This window comes from Variovorax sp. RA8, from assembly GCF_901827175.1.
In the GTDB taxonomy this organism is placed as follows: Bacteria; Pseudomonadota; Gammaproteobacteria; order Burkholderiales; family Burkholderiaceae_C; genus Variovorax.
Map to the genome: position 1 here is coordinate 1119183 of NZ_LR594662.1, position 21418 is coordinate 1140600.

Annotated in this window: 18 protein-coding genes; 15 read left to right on the forward strand and 3 right to left on the reverse strand. The window is 69.4% G+C overall.

From position 1 onward, the window contains the following. From ftsL to E5P3_RS05435, 15 genes are all read left to right on the forward strand, one after another. Positions 1 to 381, forward strand: coding sequence for a cell division protein FtsL (ftsL, locus tag E5P3_RS05365; protein ID WP_162585032.1), 381 nt, complete (start codon positions 1 to 3; stop codon positions 379 to 381). Next, the gene (locus E5P3_RS05370) at positions 378 to 2126 is read left to right on the forward strand and encodes a peptidoglycan D,D-transpeptidase FtsI family protein (protein ID WP_162585033.1); all 1749 of its coding nucleotides are present in this window, start codon (positions 378 to 380) and stop codon (positions 2124 to 2126) included. The genes ftsL and E5P3_RS05370 overlap by 4 nt, the downstream gene beginning before the upstream one ends. Further along, positions 2126 to 3628 carry a UDP-N-acetylmuramoyl-L-alanyl-D-glutamate--2,6-diaminopimelate ligase gene (locus E5P3_RS05375; protein WP_162585034.1) on the forward strand — a complete coding sequence of 501 codons (1503 nt, stop codon included), beginning with the start codon at positions 2126 to 2128 and terminating at the stop codon, positions 3626 to 3628. The genes E5P3_RS05370 and E5P3_RS05375 overlap by 1 nt, the downstream gene beginning before the upstream one ends. Continuing rightward, positions 3625 to 5070: a UDP-N-acetylmuramoyl-tripeptide--D-alanyl-D-alanine ligase gene (locus tag E5P3_RS05380; RefSeq protein WP_162585035.1), complete on the forward strand. Its 1446-nt coding sequence runs from the start codon at positions 3625 to 3627 to the stop codon at positions 5068 to 5070. Before E5P3_RS05375 ends, E5P3_RS05380 begins: the two co-directional genes overlap by 4 nt. Before the next feature lie 25 nt (positions 5071 to 5095). Then, positions 5096 to 6274: a phospho-N-acetylmuramoyl-pentapeptide-transferase gene (mraY, locus tag E5P3_RS05385; RefSeq protein WP_162585036.1), complete on the forward strand. Its 1179-nt coding sequence runs from the start codon at positions 5096 to 5098 to the stop codon at positions 6272 to 6274. Positions 6275 to 6279: 5 nt separating this feature from the next. Further along, positions 6280 to 8130, forward strand: a complete 1851-nt coding sequence (locus E5P3_RS05390; protein ID WP_162585037.1) for a Mur ligase family protein — start codon at positions 6280 to 6282, stop codon at positions 8128 to 8130. Beyond that, entirely contained in the window at positions 8127 to 9425 is a 1299-nt protein-coding gene (gene ftsW / locus E5P3_RS05395; protein ID WP_162585038.1) for a putative lipid II flippase FtsW, read from the forward strand. The genes E5P3_RS05390 and ftsW overlap by 4 nt, the downstream gene beginning before the upstream one ends. Before the next feature lie 58 nt (positions 9426 to 9483). Then, positions 9484 to 10545 (forward strand): undecaprenyldiphospho-muramoylpentapeptide beta-N-acetylglucosaminyltransferase, encoded by a 1062-nt coding sequence (gene murG, locus E5P3_RS05400; RefSeq protein WP_162585039.1) that lies wholly within the window; start codon positions 9484 to 9486, stop codon positions 10543 to 10545. A gap of 142 nt (positions 10546 to 10687) precedes the next feature. Beyond that, positions 10688 to 12160, forward strand: a complete 1473-nt coding sequence (gene murC / locus E5P3_RS05405; protein WP_162585040.1) for a UDP-N-acetylmuramate--L-alanine ligase — start codon at positions 10688 to 10690, stop codon at positions 12158 to 12160. Then, positions 12157 to 13116: a D-alanine--D-alanine ligase gene (locus E5P3_RS05410; protein ID WP_162585041.1), complete on the forward strand. Its 960-nt coding sequence runs from the start codon at positions 12157 to 12159 to the stop codon at positions 13114 to 13116. Before murC ends, E5P3_RS05410 begins: the two co-directional genes overlap by 4 nt. Then, positions 13116 to 13907 carry a cell division protein FtsQ/DivIB gene (locus E5P3_RS05415; protein ID WP_162585042.1) on the forward strand — a complete coding sequence of 264 codons (792 nt, stop codon included), beginning with the start codon at positions 13116 to 13118 and terminating at the stop codon, positions 13905 to 13907. The genes E5P3_RS05410 and E5P3_RS05415 overlap by 1 nt, the downstream gene beginning before the upstream one ends. 17 nt (positions 13908 to 13924) lie before the next feature. Continuing rightward, on the forward strand, positions 13925 to 15154 hold the full coding sequence (gene ftsA, locus E5P3_RS05420; protein ID WP_068681331.1) for a cell division protein FtsA: 1230 nt from the start codon (positions 13925 to 13927) through the stop codon (positions 15152 to 15154). Positions 15155 to 15308: 154 nt separating this feature from the next. Further along, entirely contained in the window at positions 15309 to 16514 is a 1206-nt protein-coding gene (gene ftsZ / locus E5P3_RS05425; RefSeq protein WP_162585043.1) for a cell division protein FtsZ, read from the forward strand. Positions 16515 to 16716: 202 nt separating this feature from the next. Beyond that, on the forward strand, positions 16717 to 17640 hold the full coding sequence (lpxC, locus tag E5P3_RS05430; RefSeq protein ID WP_174263037.1) for a UDP-3-O-acyl-N-acetylglucosamine deacetylase: 924 nt from the start codon (positions 16717 to 16719) through the stop codon (positions 17638 to 17640). Between the two features lie 13 nt (positions 17641 to 17653). Beyond that, entirely contained in the window at positions 17654 to 17830 is a 177-nt protein-coding gene (locus E5P3_RS05435; RefSeq protein ID WP_174263038.1) for a hypothetical protein, read from the forward strand. 42 nt (positions 17831 to 17872) lie between these two features. On the opposite strand, the gene E5P3_RS05440 is transcribed toward E5P3_RS05435, so the two are convergent. The 3 genes from E5P3_RS05440 to E5P3_RS05450 are packed head-to-tail and all read right to left on the reverse strand — an operon-like array spanning position 17873 to position 21305. Continuing rightward, positions 17873 to 19150, reverse strand: a complete 1278-nt coding sequence (locus E5P3_RS05440) for an SAM-dependent methyltransferase (protein ID WP_332107368.1) — start codon at positions 19148 to 19150, stop codon at positions 17873 to 17875. Next, positions 19147 to 19941 (reverse strand): DUF1365 domain-containing protein, encoded by a 795-nt coding sequence (locus tag E5P3_RS05445; protein WP_162585045.1) that lies wholly within the window; start codon positions 19939 to 19941, stop codon positions 19147 to 19149. Before E5P3_RS05445 ends, E5P3_RS05440 begins: the two co-directional genes overlap by 4 nt. Continuing rightward, positions 19938 to 21305 carry an NAD(P)/FAD-dependent oxidoreductase gene (locus tag E5P3_RS05450; RefSeq protein WP_162585046.1) on the reverse strand — a complete coding sequence of 456 codons (1368 nt, stop codon included), beginning with the start codon at positions 21303 to 21305 and terminating at the stop codon, positions 19938 to 19940. Before E5P3_RS05450 ends, E5P3_RS05445 begins: the two co-directional genes overlap by 4 nt. Positions 21306 to 21418: the final 113 nt, after the last annotated feature.

Consider the following 21418-nt stretch of genomic DNA (forward strand, 5'->3'; position numbering starts at 1 on the left):
GTGGTGCGCCTCAACCTTCTCCTGCTCATGGCCGTGATCGCCTCGGCGATCTACCTGGTGCACACGCAGTACCTGTCGCGCCAGCTGTTCACCGAGCTGCACCGGGTGCAGAGCGAGACGCGCCGGCTGGAGCTCGAGCGCGACCGGCTGGAGGTGGAAAAGCGTGCCCAGGCCACGCCTTTGCGGGTCGAGCGCCTGGCCAAGGAGCAGCTCAAGATGCGCACCACCACGCCGGCCATCACGCAGTACGTGCGCGCCGACGGCACGGTGATCCCGGCCGTCGTGGCGCCCGCAGTTGCGCCGGCCGTGCCCGCTGTCCGCCCCGGCGAGGCTGGCGCGCAGCGTTCCGCCGCCGCGCCGGCCCGGAGGAGCGCGCCATGAGCCGCCGCAGCGTCCAATACACGACCAGCCCTCTGCTGGCGAGCAAGACGCCGGTCTGGCGCAGCAAGTTCATCGTTGCCGCCATCGCCTTCGGCTTCCTGGTGCTGGCCGGCCGGGCGGCTTATGTGCAAGTGGTCGGCAACGCCTTCTTCCAGCGCCAGGGCGAGGTGCGCTTCGCCCGCACGCTGGAGCTGCCCGCCAATCGCGGCCGCATCCTGGACCGCAACGGCCTGCTGCTCGCCTCCAGCGTGGTGGCGCCCAGCATCTGGGCCATTCCCGAGGACATCGAGCGCGACGATCCGGAGGTCAAGGCCAAGCTGCGCCAGGTCGCGAAGCTGCTGGGCATGGCGCAGAAGGACTTCGACAAGAAGCTGGAGGACGAGGACAAGACCTTCGTCTGGATCCAGCGCCAGGTCGACGAGCCCATCGCCAAGCAGATCGCCGCGCTCAACATCAAGGGCCTCTACCAGCGCAAGGAATACAAGCGCCAATACCCCGAGGGCGAGGCGGCCGCGCACGTGGTCGGCTTCACCGACGTCGAGGACAAGGGCCAGGAAGGCATCGAGCTCGCCTTCAACAAGGAGCTGGCGGGCAAGGCCGGCTCCAAGCGCGTGATCAAGGACCGCCTCGGCCGCGTGGTCGAGGGCATCGGCGAGGAGGTGCCGCCGCTGGACGGCCGGGACATCCAGCTCTCCGTTGACAGCAAGGTGCAGTTCTTCGCCTACCAGAAGCTGCGCGACGCGGTCACGGCCAACAAGGCCAAGGCCGGCAGCGTGGTGGTGCTGGACGCCGTCACCGGCGAAGTGCTGGCGTTGGCCAACTACCCGAGCTACGTGCCCGACAAGCGGCAGAACCTCACCGGCGAGCAGCTGCGCAACCGCGCGCTCACCGACACCTTCGAGCCCGGCTCGACCATGAAGCCCATCACGGTCGCGATGGCGCTGGAGGCCGGGCGCATCAAGCCGCAGACGCCGGTCGACACCTCTCCCGGCCGCTACAGCATCGGCGGCTTCACCATCAGCGACACCCACAACTACGGCCTGCTGACGGTCGAGGGCGTGATCCAGAAGTCCAGCAACGTGGGCGCGCTCAAGATCGCCCAGAAGATGACCCCGCACGAGATGTGGGACACCTACACCGCGCTCGGCTACGGCCAGAAGCCGCAGCTCCGTTTCCCCGGCGCCGTGACCGGCCGGCTGCGCCCGTGGAAGAGCTGGAAGCCGGTCGAGCAGGCCACCATGGCCTACGGCTACGGCCTCTCGGCCTCGCTCTTCCAGATGGCGCATTCGTACACCGCCTTCGCGCACGACGGCGCCATCATTCCCGCCACCATCCTCAAGAGCGAGGAGCCGGCCGTGGGCGTGAGAGTGTTCTCGGCGCAGAACGCGCTGGCGGTGCGCAAGATGCTGCAGATGGCGGCCGGTCCCGGCGGCACCGGCCAGCGCGCCCAGACCATCGGCTACTCGGTGGGCGGCAAGTCGGGCACCGCGCACAAGCAGGTCGGCAAGGGCTACGCCAGCAACAAGTACCGCTCCTGGTTCACCGGCATGGCGCCGATCGAGAAGCCGCGCATCATCGTGGCGGTGATGATCGACGAGCCGAGCGCCGGCCAGTACTTCGGTGGCCTGGTCGCGGCACCTGTGTTCAGCGAGGTGGTGCAGCAGACGCTGCGCATGATGAACGTACCGCCTGACCTGGCAGTCAAACCGCTGGTCGTGACCAACGGCGTGGAGGAGAGCTTCTGATGCTGGCTTTCCGCGATCCTCTCGATGCCGCGGGCTGGTTGGAGTCCCGCGTGCGCGGCGTGCTGCATGCCGACAGCCGCCCGGTCGGTGCGGGCGACGGCTTCGTCGCCTGGCCGGGCGCGGCCACCGACGGCCGGCGCCACGTCGCGGCTGCGCTGGCCCAGGGGGCGGTGGCCTGCCTGGTGGAGGCCGAGGGCGTCGAGTCCTTCGGCTTCGACGAGGGCGACGAGCGCATCGCGCGCTATGCCGGCCTGAAGGCCGCGACCGGGCCGATCGCCGCCGCCTTCCACGGCGATCCGTCGGCGCGCCTGGACCTGCTGGCCGTCACCGGCACCAACGGCAAGACCTCGACCGCGTGGTGGCTGGCGCAGGCGCTGGCTGCCCACGACGCCACGCGGCCCTGCGCCGTGGTGGGCACGCTGGGCATCGGCGTGCCGCCCGACCTCACCTACACCGGCCTCACCACGCCCGACCCGGTGATGCTGCAGCGCGAGCTGCGCGCCTTTGCCGATCGCGGCTTCGGCGCCTGCGCGATCGAGGCCTCCTCGATCGGAATCGCCGAGCGCCGGCTCGACGGCACGCGCATCGCCGTCGCGGTGTTCACCAATTTCACCCAGGACCACCTGGACTACCACGGCAGCATGGATGCCTACTGGCAGGCCAAGGCCGAGCTGTTCCGCTGGCCCGGCCTGCGCGCCGCGGTGGTCAACATCGACGACGTTCACGGTGCCAGCCTCGTGGCCGGCCTGGTCGAGCGCGGCGAGGGCGCCCCGGAGGTCTGGACGGTCTCGGCCGCCGGCGCGCCGGCCCGGCTGACGGCGACGGACATCGGCTACGACGCCCAAGGCCTGCAGTTCACCGTGGTGGAGCAGGGCGCGGCGCCGCAGCGCATGGAGACGCAGCTGATCGGCCAGTACAACGTGGCCAACCTGCTGGGCGTGCTCGGCACCCTGCGCGCGCTCGGCCTCACGCTCGCGCAGGCGGTGGCGGCCTGCGCGCGGCTGGACAGCGTGCCGGGCCGCATGGAGCGTGTGAGCGTGCCGGGCCGCCCGCTGGCCGTGGTCGACTACGCCCACACGCCCGACGCGCTCGACAAGGCGCTGGCCGGCCTGCGGCCGCTGGCGCGCCAGCGCGGCGGGCGGCTCTGGTGCATGTTCGGTTGCGGCGGCGATCGCGACACCGCCAAGCGGCCGATGATGGCCGCGGTGGCCGAGAAGCAGGCCGATCGCGTGGTGCTGACCAGCGACAATCCGCGCAGCGAGAAGCCCAACGCGATCATCAGCCAGATCCTGCTCGGACTGGCGCGCCCCGAGGCGGCCCAGGTCGAGCCCGACCGCGCCGAAGCGATCCGCCAGACCCTGGCCCAGGCCGCGCCCGACGACGTGGTGCTGCTGGCCGGCCGCGGCCACGAAGCCTGGCAGGAGATCGCGGGCGAGCGCATCGCGTTCTCCGACCGGGCGCATGCCATCGATGCATTGACGCAAGCAAGGAGCGCAGGATGAGCGCGCCGCAGGAAGACGCACCGATGATGACGCTAGCCAAGGCACTCGCCTGGCTTCCCGGCGCGCGCCTGGTCGGCGACCCGGAAGTGGCCGTCTCGCGCGTGCACACCGACACCCGCACGCTCGCGGCCGGCGACCTGTTCGTCGCGCTGAAGGGCGAGCGCTTCGACGCCAACGACTTCCTGGCCGATGCGCGCGCGCGCGGCGCGGCCGCGGCCATCGCTCACCGCGGGCTGGAGGCGGCCGGGCTGCCCGGGCTCGAAGTGCCTGATACCCTGGCCGCGCTTGGCGCCCTGGCCGCGGGCTGGCGGGCCCAGTTCGATCTGCCGCTCGTTGCGGTCACCGGCAGCAACGGCAAGACGACTGTCACGCAGATGATCGCGTCGATCCTGCGGGCCGCCGGCGTGGACCGGGCGCTGGCCACCATCGGCAACCTCAACAACGAGATCGGCCTGCCGCTGACGCTGCTGCGCCTGCGCGAGCGGCACCAGCTGGCAGTGGTCGAACTGGGCATGAACCATCCGGGCGAGATCGCCCGGCTGGCGGCGATCGCGCGTCCCACCATCGGGCTGGTCAACAACGCGCAGCGCGAGCACCAGGAGTTCATGGCCACGGTCGAGGCGGTCGCGCGCGAGAACGGCGCGGTGTTCGCCGCGCTGCCGGACAACGGCACCGCCGTCTTCCCCTACGGCGACACCTTCACCCCGCTGTGGAACGAAATGGCGCACGAGGGCGCGCCGCGGCGCTGCCTGAGCTTCGGCGAGCAGGCCAACGCGGACATCGCGCTCGGCCGTGCCGAGTGGAAGCATGGCGCATGGCAGTTCGAGGCACGCACGCCGCTCGGCGAGATCTGCACCACCCTGCGCATCGCCGGGCGACACAACGTGGTGAACGCGCTGGCGGCCATCGCCTGCTCGCTGGCCTGCGGGGTGTCGGTCGACAAGATCGCCGAAGGCCTCGCCGCCTTCGAGCCGGTCAAGGGGCGCTCGCGAGCGAGCGAGTTGCTGCTGGCCGACGGCCGGGCGATCACCGTGGTCGACGACAGCTACAACGCCAACCCCGATTCCGTGCGCGCCGCGGTCGACGTGCTCAGCGGCTTGCCGGGCCCGCGCCTGCTGGTGCTGGGCGACATGGGCGAGGTCGGCGACCGCGGCCCGCAGTTCCATACCGAGGTCGGAGCCTGGGCGGCCGAGCGCGGCATCGAGTCGCTGTTCGCACTGGGTGAGGCATCGATCCACGCCACCACGGCCTATACGCGCGCCGGCGGCAGCGAGGCGCGCCACTTCGACGACATCGACACGCTCAATGCCGCCGTGCTGGCGCAGCTGCCGCGCATCGCGAGCGTGCTGGTGAAGGGCTCGCGCTTCATGCGGATGGAGCGCGTGGTCCAGGCCCTTGCCTGCGCCTCAGGACAACAAGACAACAAGGAGGGCCGGCCATGATCCATGCGCCGCGCACGTTCGCAACATGCTGATGAGTCTCGCCCAATGGCTGCAGACGATCTCGCCGGATCTTGGTTTCCTGCGCGTCTTCCAATACCTCACCTTCCGCGCGCTGATGGCGGCGCTGAGCGCGCTGCTGCTCGGCCTCGGGGCCGGGCCCTACGTGATCCGCCGCCTGGCCGCGCTCAAGATCGGCCAGCCGGTGCGCGGCTACGCGATGGAAACGCACCTGAGCAAGAGCGGCACGCCAACCATGGGCGGCGTGCTGGTGCTGGTCTCGATCGCCTTCGCGACCTTGCTGTGGTTCGATCTCTCCAACCGCTTCGTCTGGATCGTGCTGTGGGTCACATTGGGCTTCGGCGCCATCGGCTGGGTCGATGACTGGCGCAAGGTGGTGCGCAAGGACCCCGAGGGCATGCGCTCGCGCGAGAAGTACTTCTGGCAGTCGGTGGTCGGCCTGGTCGCCGCCTTCTACCTGCTCTTCAGCATCTCGGAGAGCTCCAACTGGCGCGTGCTCGAGCTGTTCTACGCCTGGGTGGGCTCGGGCTTCGACCTGGACTTCCCGCCCAAGATCAACCTGCTGGTGCCCTTCTTCAAGGAAGTGAGTTATCCGCTCGGCGGCATCGGCTTCGTGATCCTGACCTACCTGGTGATCGTGGGCGCCAGCAACGCGGTCAACCTGACCGACGGCCTCGACGGCCTGGCGATCATGCCGGTAGTGATGGTCGGCTCCGCCCTGGGCGTCTTCGCCTACGTGACCGGCAGCGCGGTCTATTCGCGCTACCTGCTGTTCCCGCACATCCCGGGCTCGGGCGAACTGCTGGTGTTCTGCTCCGCCATGGCCGGCGCCGGCCTGGCCTTCCTCTGGTTCAACACCCACCCGGCGCAGGTCTTCATGGGCGACGTGGGCGCGCTCGCGCTGGGCGGCGCGCTGGGCACCATCGCGGTCATCGTGCGCCAGGAGATCGTGTTCTTCGTCATGGGCGGCATCTTCGTGGTCGAGGCGATCTCGGTGATGGCGCAGGTGGCCTACTTCAAGTACACCAAGAAGCGCTTCGGCGAAGGGCGCCGCGTGCTCAAGATGGCGCCGCTGCACCACCACTTCGAGAAGAGCGGCTGGCGCGAGACGCAGGTCGTGGTGCGCTTCTGGATCATCACCATGCTGCTGTGCCTGGTGGGCCTGTCGACCTTGAAGCTGAGGTGACGTCGATGCGCCATCTTCAAGACCAACACGTGCTGATCCTGGGGCTGGGCGCCTCGGGCCTGGCAATGGCGCGCTGGTGCGCGCGCAACGGAGCGAAGCTCACGGTGGCTGACACCCGCGAGGCGCCGCCGCAGTTGGAAGCGCTGCGTACCGAGCTGCCCGATGCGGTTTTCATCGGCGGGCCCTTCTCGGCCGCGCTGATCGAAGGCACCGCGGTGCGCGCGGTGTACCGCTCGCCGGGCCTGTCGCCGGCCACGGTCGCGGCGGTGGTCGATGCGGCCAAGGCAGTCGGCTTGCCGGTCGGCGGCGAGCTGGACCTGTTTGCGCACGCGTTGGCGGACCTGCGGGTGGCCGAGCGCGTGGAGGAGCCAGCGCGGCCGGCCGAGCCGGAGGCGGAGTCGGCGCAGGAGCCGCTGCAGCCCGCCGATGCGCCGGAATCACCGGAGCTGCTGCCGGCGGAGGAAACCCCGGCTGCCAACGAGCCGCAGCTTGCGGCCGAGCCCCAGTCCGAGTCGGCGCCCGTGGAAGACGACGACGATGCCGAGGCCGCCGCGCCCGTGCCCATCCCCGTTCCGCCAGCGCCCAAGGGCTACGCGCCCGCGGTGCTCGCCGTGACCGGCACCAACGGCAAGACCACCGTCACCGCGCTTACCGGCCAGTTGGTCGCACGCGCCGGCAAGACGGTGGCCGTGGCCGGCAACATCGGCCCCACGCTGCTGGACACGCTCGCTGCGCACATCGATGCCGGTACGTTGCCCGACGTGTGGGTGCTCGAACTCTCGAGCTTCCAACTCGACGGCGTGCAGGGCTTCGAGCCGACCGCAGCCACCGTGCTCAACATCACGCAGGATCACCTCGACTGGCACGGCGACATGGCGGCCTATGTCGCTGCCAAGGCGCGCATCTTCGGCACGAAAAGCATCATGGTGCTCAACCGCGAAGACGATGCGGTGATGGCGATGAGCGGGGCCGGACCGTCCCAAGCCGCGAAGGCCCCCTCGGGGGGCAGCGACGACGCGTCGGCGCGCAGCGTGGGGGCCAGGCGTCCGGCCCCGGTCAAGCTGGCCAAGGGCCAGGCGCCCCGTTCGGTCGTGACCTTCGGTGCCGCCATGCCCCTGCGTCCCGGCGACTACGGCATCGAGCGCGTCCACGGCATGGCCTGGCTGGTGCGCGCCCTGGAAGCCGACGAGACGCAGAAGCGCAAGCGCGGCGCCGCGGTCGAGGAAGAAGAGATCCACATCCAGCGCCTGATCCCGGCCGATGCATTGCGCATCCGCGGCCGGCACAACGCGCTCAATGCCCTGGCGGCACTCGCGCTCGCCACCGCTGCGGGCTGCCAGCTCGGGCCCATGCTCTACGGCCTGCGCGAGTACCGCGGCGAGCCGCACCGCGTGGAGCCGGTCGCCATCGTGGACGAGGTCGAGTACTTCGACGACAGCAAGGGCACGAATGTCGGTGCTACCGTGGCGGCCCTGGGCGGCCTCGGCGAGGAGCGCCGCGTGGTGGTGATCCTCGGCGGCGAGGGCAAGGGCCAGGACTTCGCGCCGCTGGCCGCGCCGGTGCGGCAGCATGCACGCGCGGTGGTGCTGATCGGCCGCGACGCGCCGCTGATCGAGGCGGCGCTCGCCTCCACCGGCGTGCCGCTCCTGCACGCCGCCTCGATGGAAGAGGCGGTGAAGGCCGCGGCCGGCCGCGCGCATCCCGGCGATGCAGTGCTGCTGTCGCCGGCCTGCGCCAGCTTCGACATGTTCAAGGACTACGCGCACCGCGCCGCGGTGTTCTGCGAGGCCGTGCAGGACTGGGCCGAGTCGCCGCGCGGCGTCGATGCGGGTCTGCCGGACGGAGACGGTGCATGAGTTCGACCACCGCCGCCGCGACGCCCAACAAGAGCCCCCGTTTCTGGGAGGGCTGGTTCAGCCGTGCCAAGAGCGGCATGGACGCCTTGCCCATGCACCTGCCGGTGCGCCTGGGCAGCGCCGGCATGACGCAGACCAAGGCCGCGCCGGTGCGCGTGCTGGGCTTCGACCAGGCGCTGGCCTGGGTCACGGTCGCGCTTCTGGCCTGGGGGCTGGTGATGGTCTATTCGGCCTCCATCGCACTGCCCGACAACCCGCGCTTTGCGCGCGCCGGCTACGGGGCGAGCTACTTCCTCACACGGCACATCGCCTCGATCGTGATCGCCTTCGTGGCGGCGCTGCTGGCCTTCCAGGTGCCGATGCGCACCTGGGAGCGCGGCGCGCCGTGGCTCTTCGTCGCCTCGCTGCTGCTGCTGATCGCGGTGTTAATCCCGCACGTCGGCATCAGCGTCAACGGTGCGCGCCGCTGGCTGCCGATGGGCTTCATGCGCTTCCAGCCTTCTGAACTGGCCAAGCTCGCGATGATCCTCTATGCCGCCAGCTACATGGTGCGCAAGATGGAGATCAAGGAGCGCTTCTTCCGCGCCGTGCTGCCCATGGGCGTGGCGGTGGTGGTGGTCGGCATGCTGGTGATGGCCGAGCCCGACATGGGCGCCTTCATGGTGATCGCGGTGATCGCGATGGGCATCCTGTTCCTGGGCGGCGTCAACGCACGCATGTTCTTCCTGATCGCGGCGCTGGTGGTGGCGGCCTTCGCCACCATCGTGGCTTCCAGCCCGTGGCGGCGCGAGCGCATCTTTGCCTACCTCGACCCGTGGAGCGAGGAGCATGCGCTGGGCAAGGGCTACCAGCTTTCGCATTCGCTGATCGCCATCGGCCGCGGCGAGATCTTCGGCGTCGGCCTGGGCGGCAGCGTCGAGAAGCTGCACTGGCTGCCCGAGGCGCACACCGATTTCCTGATGGCGGTGATCGGGGAGGAGTTCGGCCTGGTCGGCGTGCTGCTGGCCATCGGCCTGTTCCTCTGGCTCACCCGCCGCATCATGCACATCGGCCGCCAGGCCATCGCGCTCGACCGCGTGTTCGCCGGCCTGGTGGCGCAGGGCGTAGGCATCTGGATCGGTTTCCAGGCCTTCATCAACATGGGCGTGAACCTGGGCGCGCTGCCGACCAAGGGGCTGACGCTCCCATTCATGAGCTTCGGCGGTTCGGCGATCCTGATGAACGTGGTGGCGATGGCCTTCGTGCTGCGCATCGACTACGAGAACCGCGTGTTGATGCGGGGAGGCCGCGTATGAGCCGCACGGCCGCTCCGAAGGCGAATAGCACCGCAGCGCATGGCGCGGAGGTTGCCGTATGAGCCGCACGGCGCTCGTCATGGCAGGCGGCACGGGAGGCCACATCTTCCCCGGCCTGGCCGTGGCCGAGGCCCTGCGCGAGCGCGGCTGGCGCGTGCACTGGCTCGGCGCCCCGGGCAGCATGGAAGAAAAGCTGGTGCCGCCGCGCGGCTTCGCCTTCGAGCCCGTGCAGTTCGGCGGCGTGCGCGGCAAGGGGCCGATCACCCTGGCCTTGCTGCCCATGCGACTGCTTCGCGCCTTCTGGCAAAGCCTGGCCGTGGTGCGCCGCGTGCGGCCCGACGTGGTGCTGGGCCTGGGCGGCTACATCACCTTCCCGGGCGGCATGATGAGCGTGCTGCTCAACAAGCCGCTGGTGCTGCACGAGCAGAACTCGGTGGCCGGGCTCGCCAACAAGATCCTGGCTGGCGTGGCCGACCGCGTCTTCACCGCCTTCCCTGACGTGATGAGGAAGGCGCAATGGATCGGCAATCCGCTGCGCGCGGCCTTCCTTTCGCAGCCCGACCCGGCCACGCGCTTCGCCGGCCGCAACGGACCGCTCAAGTTGCTGGTGGTGGGCGGCAGCCTGGGCGCGAAGGCGCTCAACGCCGTGGTGCCGACGGCGCTGGCCCGCATCGCGCCGGAGCATCGCCCGACGGTCACGCACCAGAGCGGCGCCAGGCAGATCGACGAGCTGCGCGCCAACTACGCCGCCGCCGGCGTCGAGGGCGAGCTCACCCCCTTCATCGAAGACACAGCGCGCGCCTATGCCGATGCCGACCTGATCGTCGCGCGCGCCGGCGCGAGCACCGTCACCGAGATCGCGGCCGTCGGCGCGGCTGCGCTGTTCGTGCCTTTCCCTTCCGCCGTGGACGACCACCAGACCACCAACGCCCGCTTCCTGGTCGACGCGGGCGGGGGCTGGCTCGTTCAGCAAACCGAATTGACTCCCGAATTGCTCGCCGATTTGCTACAGAAGACCGGGCGCCCCGCGCTCATGGAACGCGCCGTGAAGGCCAAGGCGATGCAGAAGACCGAGGCCGTCGAGGTCATGGTGCGCGCCTGCGAGGAGCTTGCGAAATGACGCCCACCCCCGTTGCTTGCTCACTTCGTGTAGCCGCCTCCCCCCTCAAGGGGGCGACACCAGCGGCCCGGCAAAGCCGGTTCCGCGGTGTCTCCCGAACGGGCTTCGCCTTGCTCGCCGCTCGCAAGAACGGAGGTCGCGTATGAAGCATGCCATCCGTCATATCCATTTTGTCGGCGTGGGCGGCTCCGGCATGAGCGGCATCGCCGAGGTGCTGCTCAACCTGGGCTACAAGATCACGGGTTCGGACCTGGCCGACAGCGTCACGCTCAAGCGCCTCGGTGGCCTGGGCATCGGCACCTTCGTGGGCCACGACGCGGCCAACATCGCCGGCGCCGATGCGGTCGTCACCTCCACCGCCGTGCATGCCGGGAACCCCGAGGTGGTGGCCGCGCGCGAGAAGCGCATCCCGGTGGTGCCGCGCGCGCTGATGCTGGCCGAGCTGATGCGCCTCAAGCAGGGCATCGCCATCGCCGGCACGCACGGCAAGACCACCACCACGAGCCTCGTGGCCAGCGTGCTCGCCGCCGCCGGGCTGGACCCCACCTTCGTGATCGGCGGCCGCCTCAACAGCGCCGGCGCCAATGCGCAGCTGGGCAGCGGCGACTACATCGTGGTGGAGGCCGACGAGTCGGACGCCTCCTTCCTCAACCTGCTGCCGATCATGGCGGTGGTGACGAACATCGACGCCGACCACATGGAGACCTACGGGCACGACTTCGCGAAGCTCAAGAAGGCCTTCGTCGACTTCCTGCACCGCATGCCCTTCTACGGCGTGGCGATCCTGTGCACCGACGACCCGGCGGTGCGCGACATCGTGACCGAGGTCTCCTGCCCGGTCACCAGCTACGGCTTCGGCGAGGACGCGCAGGTGCGCGCCATCAACGTGCGCGCGGTCGGCCAGCAGATGCACTTCACCGCGCAGCGGCGCAACGGTGTCACGCTGCCCGACCTGGACATCGTGCTCAACCTGCCCGGCGAGCACAACGTGCGCAACGCGCTGGCGGTGATCGCAGTGGCGGTCGAACTCAGCGTGCCCGACGAGGCGGTGCAGCGCGGCCTGGCCGACTTCAAGGGCGTGGGCCGGCGCTTCCAGCGCTATGGCGACGTCAAGCTGCGCGGCGCCCAGGGCCTGGGCAGCTTCACGCTGATCGACGACTACGGCCATCACCCGGTCGAGATGGCGGCCACCATTGCCGCCGCGCGCGGCGCCTTCCCGGGCCGGCGCCTGGTGCTGGCCTTCCAGCCGCACCGCTACACCCGCACGCGCGACTGCTTCGAGGACTTCGTCAAGGTCATCGGCGGCGCGGATGCGGTACTGCTGGGCGAGGTCTATGCCGCCGGCGAGCCGCCCATCGTGGCGGCAGACGGCCGCTCGCTGGCGCGCGCCCTGCGCGTGGCGGGCAAGGTCGAGCCGGTGTTCGTCGACGACATCGCGGCCATGCCGCAGGCCATCCTGGACAACGCGCGCGACGGCGATGTCGTCATCTGCATGGGCGCGGGCTCCATCGGCGCCGTGCCGGGCAGGGTGGTCGAGCAGGGCGGCGCGGCGTCTTCTTCCATCACATCCGAGCGCACGTCCGAACACGCCATGCGCGAAGGGAGGTCCCTGTGAATCCGCAAGACTTCGGCAAGGTCGCGGTGCTGTTCGGCGGCACCTCGGCAGAGCGCGAGATTTCCATCATGTCGGGCACCGGCGTGCTCGAGGCGCTGCGTTCGCGTGGCGTCGACGCGCACGCCTTCGACCCGGCCGTGCGCGAGCTGGTCGAACTCAAGCACGAGGGCTTCGCGCGCTGCTTCGTGGTGCTGCATGGCCGCCACGGCGAGGACGGCACGGTGCAGGGCGCGCTGGAGCTGCTGGGCATTCCCTACACCGGCTCCGGCGTCATGGCCTCGGCCGTGGCCATGGACAAGGTCATGACCAAGCGCATCTGGCAGGCCGACGGGCTGCCCACGCCGCGCTACGCGCGCCTGGCCTTCGACCAGCAGAGCCGCGAGCAGATCATGGCGGTCCCCGACGTGCTGGGCCTGCCGCTGATCGTGAAACCGCCGCGCGAGGGCTCCTCCATCGGCGTGACCAAGGTCCAGGGCTACTCGCAGATGCAGGACGCCGTCGCCCTGGCCGTGCGCTATGACACCGACGTCCTGTGCGAGGAGTTCATCGAGGGCGAGGAAGTCACCTGCGCCGTGCTGGGCAGCGGCCTGCACGCACAGGCGCTGCCGGTGGTGCGCATCGCCGCGCCCGAGGGCGCCTACGACTACCAGAACAAGTACTTCACCGACGACGTGAAGTACCACTGCCCGAGCGGCCTGCCGGAGGCCGAGGAGCATGAGATCCGGCGCATCTCGCTGGCCGCCTACCACCAGCTCGGCTGCCGCGGCTGGGGCCGCGCCGACCTGATGATCCGCGCCAGCGACCGCAAGCCTTTCCTGCTGGAGATGAACACCTCGCCGGGCATGACCAGCCATTCGCTGGTGCCCATGTCTGCGCGCGCGGCGGGGATCTCCTATGAGGATCTCTGCTTGCGCGTGCTGGCTTCCGCCACGCTCGATTCGAAGGCGGAGGTCTGATGGCCGAAAGCATCCCCGTGCCCTTCGACGTCAAGCTCATGAACGTGACCGCGACCCTGGTGTACGCGTTGTTCGCGCTCGTGCTGCTGGCGGCGGGTGCGTGGTGGGTGCTGCGCCAGCCCTTCTTCCCGCTCGCCGGCATCAAGGTCGACGGCGAGGTCACGCACAACAACGCGGTCACGCTGCGTGCCAACGTCACGCCGCAGCTGGCCGGGAACTTCTTCACCGTGGACCTGGCGAAGGCCCGCGCCGCCTTCGAGACCGTGCCCTGGGTGCGGAAGGCGGTGGTGCGGCGGGAGTTCCCCAACAAGCTGCGCGCGACGCTCACCGAGCATGTGCCGGTGGCGCACTGGGGCAACGAAGCGGATTCGCGCCTGATCAACGGATTCGGCGAAGTCTTCGATGCCAATGTCGCCGAGGTCGACGATGAGCTGCCGCGTCTCGACGGTCCGCCCGAGCAGGCCGGCCAGGTGCTGGGCATGTACCGCGTGCTGCAGCCGCTGTTCGCGCCCTACGAATTGGTGATCGACCAACTCGCGCTGTCGCGCCGCGGCAGCTGGCGCGTGCTGCTGGACAGCGGCGCGGTGCTCGAACTCGGGCGCGGCCGCGCCGAGGAAGTGGCCGCGCGCACGCAGCGTTTCCTGACCACGGTGGCGCCGGTCGCCCGGCAGTACGGGCGCACCCTCACCTCGGTCGAGGGTGCCGACCTGCGGCACAACGAAGGCTATGCGCTGCGGTTGCGCGGCGTCACCACGGTCACGACAGAGCCGCCACCCCCCAGGAAGAAATAGAGAGAGCAGAGGAATTCATGTCCAAGGAATACAAAGACCTGGTTGTCGGACTCGACATCGGCACCGCCAAGGTGATGGCAGTGGTGGCCGAGGTGCTGCCCACCGGCGAGCTCAAGCTGGCGGGGCTGGGCATCGCGCCCAGCAACGGGCTCAAGCGCGGCGTGGTGGTGAACATCGATGCCACGGTGCAGAGCATCCAGCAGGCGCTGAAGGAAGCGGAGCTGATGGCCGACTGCAAGATCAGCCGCGTCTACACCGGCATCACCGGCAGCCATATCCGCGGCATCAATTCGAGCGGCATGGTGGCGGTCAAGGACAAGGAAGTGACGCAGGCCGACGTGGCGCGCGTGGTGGAGACCGCGCGCGCGATCAACATCTCCAGCGACCAGCGCCTGCTGTTGGTGGAGCCGCAGGAGTTCGTGATCGACGGCCAGGATGTGAAGGAGCCGATCGGCATGAGCGGCATGCGCCTCGAAGCCAAGGTGCACATCGTCACCGGCGCGCAGAGCGCGGCCGAGAACATCATCAAGTGCGTGCGCCGCTGCGGGCTGGAGGTCGACCAGCTGATGCTGAACCCGCTGGCCTCCAGCCAGGCGGTGCTGACCGAGGACGAGCGCGAGCTGGGCGTGGTGCTGGTGGACATCGGCGCCGGCACCACGGACGTGGCCATCTTCACCAACGGCGCGATCCGCCACACCGCGGTGATCCCGATCGCCGGCGACCTCATCACCAGTGACATTGCGATGGCGCTGCGCACGCCCACCAAGGACGCCGAGGACATCAAGGTCGAGAACGGCTATGCCAAGCAGCTGCTGGCCGATCCCGAGACGCAGGTCGAGGTGCCCGGGCTCGGCGACCGCGGGCCGCGGATGCTCAGCAAGCAGGCGCTGGCCGGCGTGATCGAGCCGCGCGTGGAAGAGATCTTCTCGCTGGTGCAGCAGGTGGTGCGCGAGTCGGGCTACGAGGAGGTGCTGTCCTCCGGCGTCGTGCTGACCGGCGGCAGCGCGGTGATGCCCGGCATGGTCGAGCTCGGCGAGGACATCTTCCTGAAGCCGGTGCGGCGCGGGATCCCGAAGTATTCGAGCGCGCTCTCGGACATGGTCGCGCAGCCGCGTGCCGCGACCGTGATGGGCCTGCTCGAGGAGGCGCGTTTTGCAAGGCTGCGCGGCTTCAAGGTCGCGCAGAAGAACGGCTCGGTGAAAACCGCGTTCGGCCGATTCAAGGATTTCATCGTGGGGAACTTCTGACGATGACCAGCACACCACTTTGGCTCGCCATGAGCCCCCTTCGACATTTCAACGAGCGATGGCGGCGCACCGGTCCGCCAAAGGAGCGCAGACGGTGACCCTGAAAACAACCCATTCGTACAAACAAGGCAACTGCAATATCAAGGAGTCAGAAATGGCCATCGAAATGATCGAGATCGAAGAATTCAACCAAGGCACCCAGATCAAGGTGATCGGCGTGGGCGGCGGGGGCGGCAATGCAGTCGCCCACATGATCGAGCGCCGCGTGCAGGGCGTGGAGTTCATCTGCGCCAACACGGACGCGCAGGCCCTCCAGCGCAGCAACGCGCACAAGACCATCCAGCTCGGCACCAATGGGCTGGGCGCGGGCAGCAAGCCCGAGAAGGGCCGCGATGCGGCCGAGGCGGCGGTGGACGACATCCGCGGCGCCATCAACGGCGCGCACATGCTGTTCATCACGGCCGGCATGGGCGGCGGCACCGGCACCGGTGCGGCGCCGGTGATCGCGCGCGTGGCCAAGGAGATGGGCATCCTCACGGTGGGCGTGGTGACCAAGCCCTTCGACTGGGAAGGCGGCCGCCGCATGACCAATGCCGACAGCGGCCTGACCGAGCTGGAGGCGAACGTCGACTCGCTGATCGTGGTGCTCAACGAGAAGCTGCTCGACGTGCTGGGCGAGGACGTCACCCAGGACGAGGCCTTCGCGCACGCCAACGACGTGCTGAAGAACGCCGTCGGCGGCATCTCGGAGATCATCAACGAGTACGGCGGCGTGAACGTCGACTTCGAGGACGTGCGCACCGTGATGGGCGAGCCCGGCAAGGCCATGATGGGCACGGCCGCGGCCTCCGGCCCGGATCGCGCGCGCATCGCGGCCGAACAGGCGGTGGCCTGCCCGCTGCTCGAGGGTATCGACCTCTCGGGCGCCAAGGGTGTGCTGGTGCTGGTGACGGCGTCGAAGAATTCGCTGAAGCTGAGTGAATCGAAGCTGGCGATGACCACCATCCGCGCCTTCGCGGCGGAGGACGCGCACGTGATCTACGGCGCTGCCTACGACGAAAGCTTGGGCGACGAGATGCGCGTGACCGTGGTCGCCACCGGCCTGTCGCGCCAGGACGCACGCCGCCAGGCGCCGACGCTGGAAGTGATCCGCACCGGAACCGACAACATCCCGTTCGGCGTCCCGACGCTCGGCGGCACGCTGCAGGGCCAGCCCGGCCAGCCCAACTACGACGGCATGGCCGTGCCCAGCGTGTGGCGCACCAACCGCACCATGGCGGCGGCCAAGGTGGATGCGCTGTCGACAGGTGGCATGGACGACATCGAGATCCCGGCCTTCCTGCGCCGCCAGGCCGATTGATGACGCGCAAGGCGACTGCGCGGCCCGATCTTGCGACTGCGGTGCTCGCCGTACCCAGGTGCGGCTGCGCTCCTCCCCGCAACCTCGGGCCGCTCGCTACGCTTTTCGCGCCTTCAATCCGGGGTGCCTGAAGATGGAAGCTATCGCAGCCATTGCGAGGCGCACGGCGCGCCGGATGCCTCACGCTCCTAAAATCGCTGCCGTGCTCCAGCAACGAACCCTGAAATCCATCACCCGCGCCGTTGGCGTGGGGCTGCACAGCGGCCAGCGGGTCGAGCTCACGCTCAGGCCGGCGCCGATCGATGCCGGCATCGTGTTCCGCCGCGTGGACCTGCCCGAGCCGGTCGAGATCCCGATGCGGGTCGAGGCCGTGACCGACACGCGCCTGGCGTCCACCGTGTCCAACAACGGCGCCAAGGTGCAGACAGTGGAGCACCTGATGTCGGCCTGCGCGGGCCTGGGCATCGACAACCTGCTGATCGACATCACGGCCGACGAGGTGCCGATCCTCGACGGCTCCGCCTCGTCCTTCGTGTTCCTGCTGCAGAGCGCGGGCATCGAGTTGCAGAATGCGCCGCGCCGCTTCATCCGCGTCACCCGGCCGGTCGAGGTTCGGGAGGGCGAGGGGCATGACCTCAAGTGGGCGCGCCTCGTGCCTTACCACGGCTTCAAGCTGAGCTTCGAGATCGACTTCGACCACCGCGTTGTCAACGCCAGCGGCAAGCGCTTCGAGTTCGACCTGGGCTCGGGCTCCTACAGCCGCGACATCGCGCGCGCGCGCACCTTCGGCTTCACCAAGGAGGTCGAGTACATGCGCTCCAAGGGCTTGGCGCTGGGCGGCGGGCTCGACAACGCGATCGTGATGGACGACACCAAGGTGCTCAATGCCGGTGGGTTGCGCTACGACGACGAGTTCGTCAAGCACAAGATCCTCGACGCCATGGGCGACCTCTACGTCATCGGCCGCCCGCTGCTCGCGGCCTACAGTGCCTTCCGCTCGGGCCATGCGCTCAACAACAAGCTGCTGCGCGAGCTGCTGGCCCAGCCGGACGCCTACGAGATCGCCAGCTTCGACGACCAGCGGCAGGCGCCGGCCGGCTTCGCCGAGGTCGCGCGGGCCTGGTAGGCGTCGGAACACGATGCTGCTGTTCCGCTGGGCCATCCTGCTGCTCCTGCTCGTGGCCGGCGTTTCCTTTGCCTTCTATGCCGGCACCGGCCAGCCCAAGTACAAACGCTTCGGCTGGATTGTGCTCAAGTGGACCTTGCTGGCGGCCCTGGGCTTCTTCGCCGTGCTGATCGCGGAGCGCGTCGTCTAGCCGAAGGTCCCGCTCCCCGCGCCGGGGCCGTCCGCGGGCGTCTCAAGGCCTGCCCGGGAAGCGCAGCCTGTACAGACCCACATCGACCCGCCCCGCACGGAAGCCGGCCTCGCAATAGCAGAGGTAGTACTCCCAGAGCCTGCGAAAGGACGTGTCGAAGCCGAGCTTCTCGATGGCAGGCCACGCGCGCAGGAAGCGCTCCCGCCATTGCACCAGCGTGGCCGCATAGCTTTCGCCAAAGGACAGCGCCTTTTCCATCACCATGCCGGCGCGTTCAACATGCGCGTGCAGTGCGGCTTCCGACGGCAGCATCCCGCCTGGAAAGATGAAGCGCTGGATGAAGTCCGCAGCGTCGCGGTAGCGAGCGAAGTGGGCGTCCGCGATGGTGATCACCTGCAGCACGGCGACGCCATCGGGCTTCAGCCGGCGGCGAAGGATGTCGAAGTACAGCGGCCAGTAGTCCTCGCCGACGGCTTCGAGCATCTCGATGGAGACGATGCGGTCGTACTGCCCTCCGATGTCGCGGTAGTCCTGCAGCCGCAGGTCCACCCGCGCTGCCACGCCCTCGTCCACGGCTCGCCGCCGCGCATGCGCCAACTGCTCGACGGACAGCGTCAGGCCGGTCACTCGCGCACGATGGCGTCTTGCCATCGCCACTGCGAGCGCGCCCCAGCCGCAGCCGATCTCCAGCACCGAGGTATCGGTCTCGAGCGAGAGGAGATCCAGGATGCGGTCGAGCTTGGCCGCCTGCGCGACTTCGAGCGACTCGTCGCCGCGGGCGTAGAGGGCACTCGAGTAGATCAGCTCCTCGTCGAGCCACTGCGCATAGAAGTCGTTGCCAAGGTCGTAGTGGAAGGCGATGTTGTGGCGGCTGCCGCGACGCGTGTTGCGCCTTGCGAGGTGACGCAGCCGGTGCAGCCAGCGTGCCGGCAGGGCGGCGTCGAGCGATCCGGCCCAGCTTGGCTCGTTGCGCAGGCCCGACGCCAGCAGCGCGGCCAGGTCCGGGCTCGACCAATCGCCGTCACGATAGGAACAGGCCAGGCCGATGTCCCCCTGCAGCAGCAGACGAAGCAGCGGACGCCAGCGATGCAGCACGACCGAGGCGTGCGGGCCCGGGGCCGCGCCGCGGGCTTCGAGGCGTTCGCCGTCCGGCAGCTCGATCGCGAGTATGCCGAATTGCAGGCCGCGCAGCAGGCGCGCCACCAGGTGGCGCAAAGGGCGCGCGGCCAAGGCTGACAGGGGCGCGATAGAGGGCTTGGTCGTCGCCATCGCGTCGAGCAGGCCCGAAGGGTCTTGCGGCGTGGGAGATGAAGTGCTCATGGATGCTTGTTGTTGACGACGGTCACCGTCCGTTCGGGCGCGCCCGGACGCCGATGCAGCCGAAGGCCCTTGGCCCAGAGGCGCAAGGCTTCCCAGTGGATGGCCGTGATCACCTTCAGCGTGAGCAGCGGGCAGGCGATGAAGGCGCGCAGCAGCTGCAGGTCGTCGAGCGCCCGCCGCCGTGCATCGAAGCAGGCCGTGAGCACCGGACCCTCGGCGTCGCTGGCCGTGACGGCGATGCGCAGCCGTTCGTCTTCTGCACGCGGCGCCACGATGCCGAAACGGTAGTGCATGTCCAGCGCGAGGAAGGGCGAGACGTGGAAGCGTTTCGCGCACTGCTGGGTGAGCTCGCCCCCCTGGCGCTGCGCCTCGTCCACTGCGATGAGGTAGCTGTGCCGCTCGCCGAAGGTGTTGTTGACCTCGTAGAGGATGGCCTGGAGGCCGCCGTCCGGGTGGTGGCAGAAGTAGACGCTCAAGGGATTGAAGGCGTAGCCCAGGATGCGCGGCATGGCCAGCAGGCGGATGGCGCCACCGGTGGCGAATCCTGCGGCGTGGAGCTGATGTTCGACGTAGGGTCGCAGGCCCTGTTCGCCGCCAGCACCGTGGTCGCCCTGGTGCAGGCTGAAGAGATTGAACCGGTCGAGAGAGAAGAATCGCAGCCGGCGTGCCAGCCGAGGCAGCTCGTCGAGGTCGAGCAGCAGCGAGAACACGCGGTAGCGCAGGCGATGCGCCACTGGCCGCAGCCGCCGGTGCACGACGCTGCCGCTGTAGAGGGCCGAGTGTTCGCTCATGAAGCGCGGGCCAGGATCGCATGCCGGTGGATGCGACCCGACTCGTCGGCGACCGTCCAGGGTCGGCGCACGCCGCCCAGCGCCTCGGCCACGGCGAGTCCGGCCTGCAGCCCGTCTTCGTGGAAGCCCGAGCCGAAGTAGGCGCCGCAGAACCAGACGCTGCGCCGGCCCTGCAGCGACCAGAGCTCGCGCTGGGCCCGAATGGCGGCGGCGTTGAAGAGGGGATGCTCGTAGACCTCGCTGTGGAGCACCTGTCCCGGCTCGTCCTTGGGATTCAGCGTGAGGAACAGCGCAGCGGCGCCGGGCAGCTGCTGCAGGCGGTTCATCCAGTAGCTCACGCGAGGCGCTTCCTCGACGCCTCGTGCGCCGGTGTAGTTCCAGCTCGACCATAGGCCCCGTCGCCGGGGCATCACGGCGATGTCGCCATGGAGCACGGCGTGGTTGCGGGTGTATCCGAAGGCGCCGAGCAGCCTGCGCTCTTCGGCGTCGGCATCGGCCAGCAGGCGCAGCGCCTGGTCGGCATGGGTCGCGATCACGACGTGGTCGAAACGCTCGGGCGTCGGCCGGTCCGCCGTCTGCACGAGCACGCCGCCCGCGCCGCCCTGCACCCGGACCACTGCGCTGCCCAGACGCAGGCGTCGTCCCAGCCCGTTCGTCAGGCGCTCGACATAGCGTCGGCTGCCGCCGCGCACCGTTCGCCACGCGGGGCGCCGGCCGAGTGCCAGCAGCTGGTGGTTCTCGCAGAAGCGCACGAAGGACTCGGTCGGATACTCGCCGATGCGCGCCGGCGAGGTGGACCAGATCGCGGCAGCCATCGGATAGAGATGGTCCTCGCGAAAGGCGCGCCCGTAGCCGTGCAGGTCGAGGTAGGCGTCCAGCGGCATGAGGCCGAAGGACCCTGCATCCGCCGGCGCCCGGCGGTAGAAGCGCACGACGTCGCGCAGCATCGACCAGAAGCGCGGGCTGACCAGGTTGCGGCGCTGTGCGAAGAGGGCGCGCAGGTCGGTGCCGGCGTATTCCAGGGCGCCGCCGTCCAGGCTCACCGCGAACGACATGTCGGTGGGATCGGTCGCCACGCCGAGGTGTGCGAAAAGCGCGCTCAGGTTCGGGTAGGCCGACTCGTTGTAGACGATGAAGCCGGTATCGACCGCGACGGCGCCGGCCGGGCCGGGAAGCTCGACCGTGTGGCTGTGGCCGCCGGGCCGGCCATCGGCCTCGAACACCGTCACCTGGTGCCGCTGCCCCAGCAGCCACGCGGCCGACAGACCGGAGATCCCGCTGCCGATGACGGCGATGTCGAGCACGGGACCCTTCGGACCCACGGGCGGTGGCGGATGTTGTTCGATGCCGTTCGCGAGGCGCATGGCTTGGCCTGTAGGGTGGTGGTTGAGGGGCTGGGAGTTGTACGTGCCCACGGCGCTTTTGGATCTGATGCCGCAAAGCGGTGTGATCTAATGCCGCGCGCAACGCGTAAGAC

Coding starts and splice junctions, on each gene's coding strand:
- E5P3_RS05435 (WP_174263038.1), top strand. CDS start 17,654: ATGCTGCTGTTCCGCTGGGCCATCCTGCTGCTCCTGCTCGTGGCCGGC.
- ftsW (WP_162585038.1), top strand. CDS start 8,127: ATGAGTTCGACCACCGCCGCCGCGACGCCCAACAAGAGCCCCCGTTTC.
- E5P3_RS05445 (WP_162585045.1), bottom strand. CDS start 19,941: ATGAGCGAACACTCGGCCCTCTACAGCGGCAGCGTCGTGCACCGGCGG.
- E5P3_RS05390 (WP_162585037.1), top strand. CDS start 6,280: ATGCGCCATCTTCAAGACCAACACGTGCTGATCCTGGGGCTGGGCGCC.
- mraY (WP_162585036.1), top strand. CDS start 5,096: ATGCTGATGAGTCTCGCCCAATGGCTGCAGACGATCTCGCCGGATCTT.
- E5P3_RS05440 (WP_332107368.1), bottom strand. CDS start 19,150: ATGAGCACTTCATCTCCCACGCCGCAAGACCCTTCGGGCCTGCTCGAC.
- E5P3_RS05415 (WP_162585042.1), top strand. CDS start 13,116: ATGGCCGAAAGCATCCCCGTGCCCTTCGACGTCAAGCTCATGAACGTG.
- ftsA (WP_068681331.1), top strand. CDS start 13,925: ATGTCCAAGGAATACAAAGACCTGGTTGTCGGACTCGACATCGGCACC.
- ftsZ (WP_162585043.1), top strand. CDS start 15,309: ATGGCCATCGAAATGATCGAGATCGAAGAATTCAACCAAGGCACCCAG.
- murC (WP_162585040.1), top strand. CDS start 10,688: ATGAAGCATGCCATCCGTCATATCCATTTTGTCGGCGTGGGCGGCTCC.
- E5P3_RS05450 (WP_162585046.1), bottom strand. CDS start 21,305: ATGCGCCTCGCGAACGGCATCGAACAACATCCGCCACCGCCCGTGGGT.
- E5P3_RS05370 (WP_162585033.1), top strand. CDS start 378: ATGAGCCGCCGCAGCGTCCAATACACGACCAGCCCTCTGCTGGCGAGC.
- E5P3_RS05375 (WP_162585034.1), top strand. CDS start 2,126: ATGCTGGCTTTCCGCGATCCTCTCGATGCCGCGGGCTGGTTGGAGTCC.
- E5P3_RS05380 (WP_162585035.1), top strand. CDS start 3,625: ATGAGCGCGCCGCAGGAAGACGCACCGATGATGACGCTAGCCAAGGCA.
- murG (WP_162585039.1), top strand. CDS start 9,484: ATGAGCCGCACGGCGCTCGTCATGGCAGGCGGCACGGGAGGCCACATC.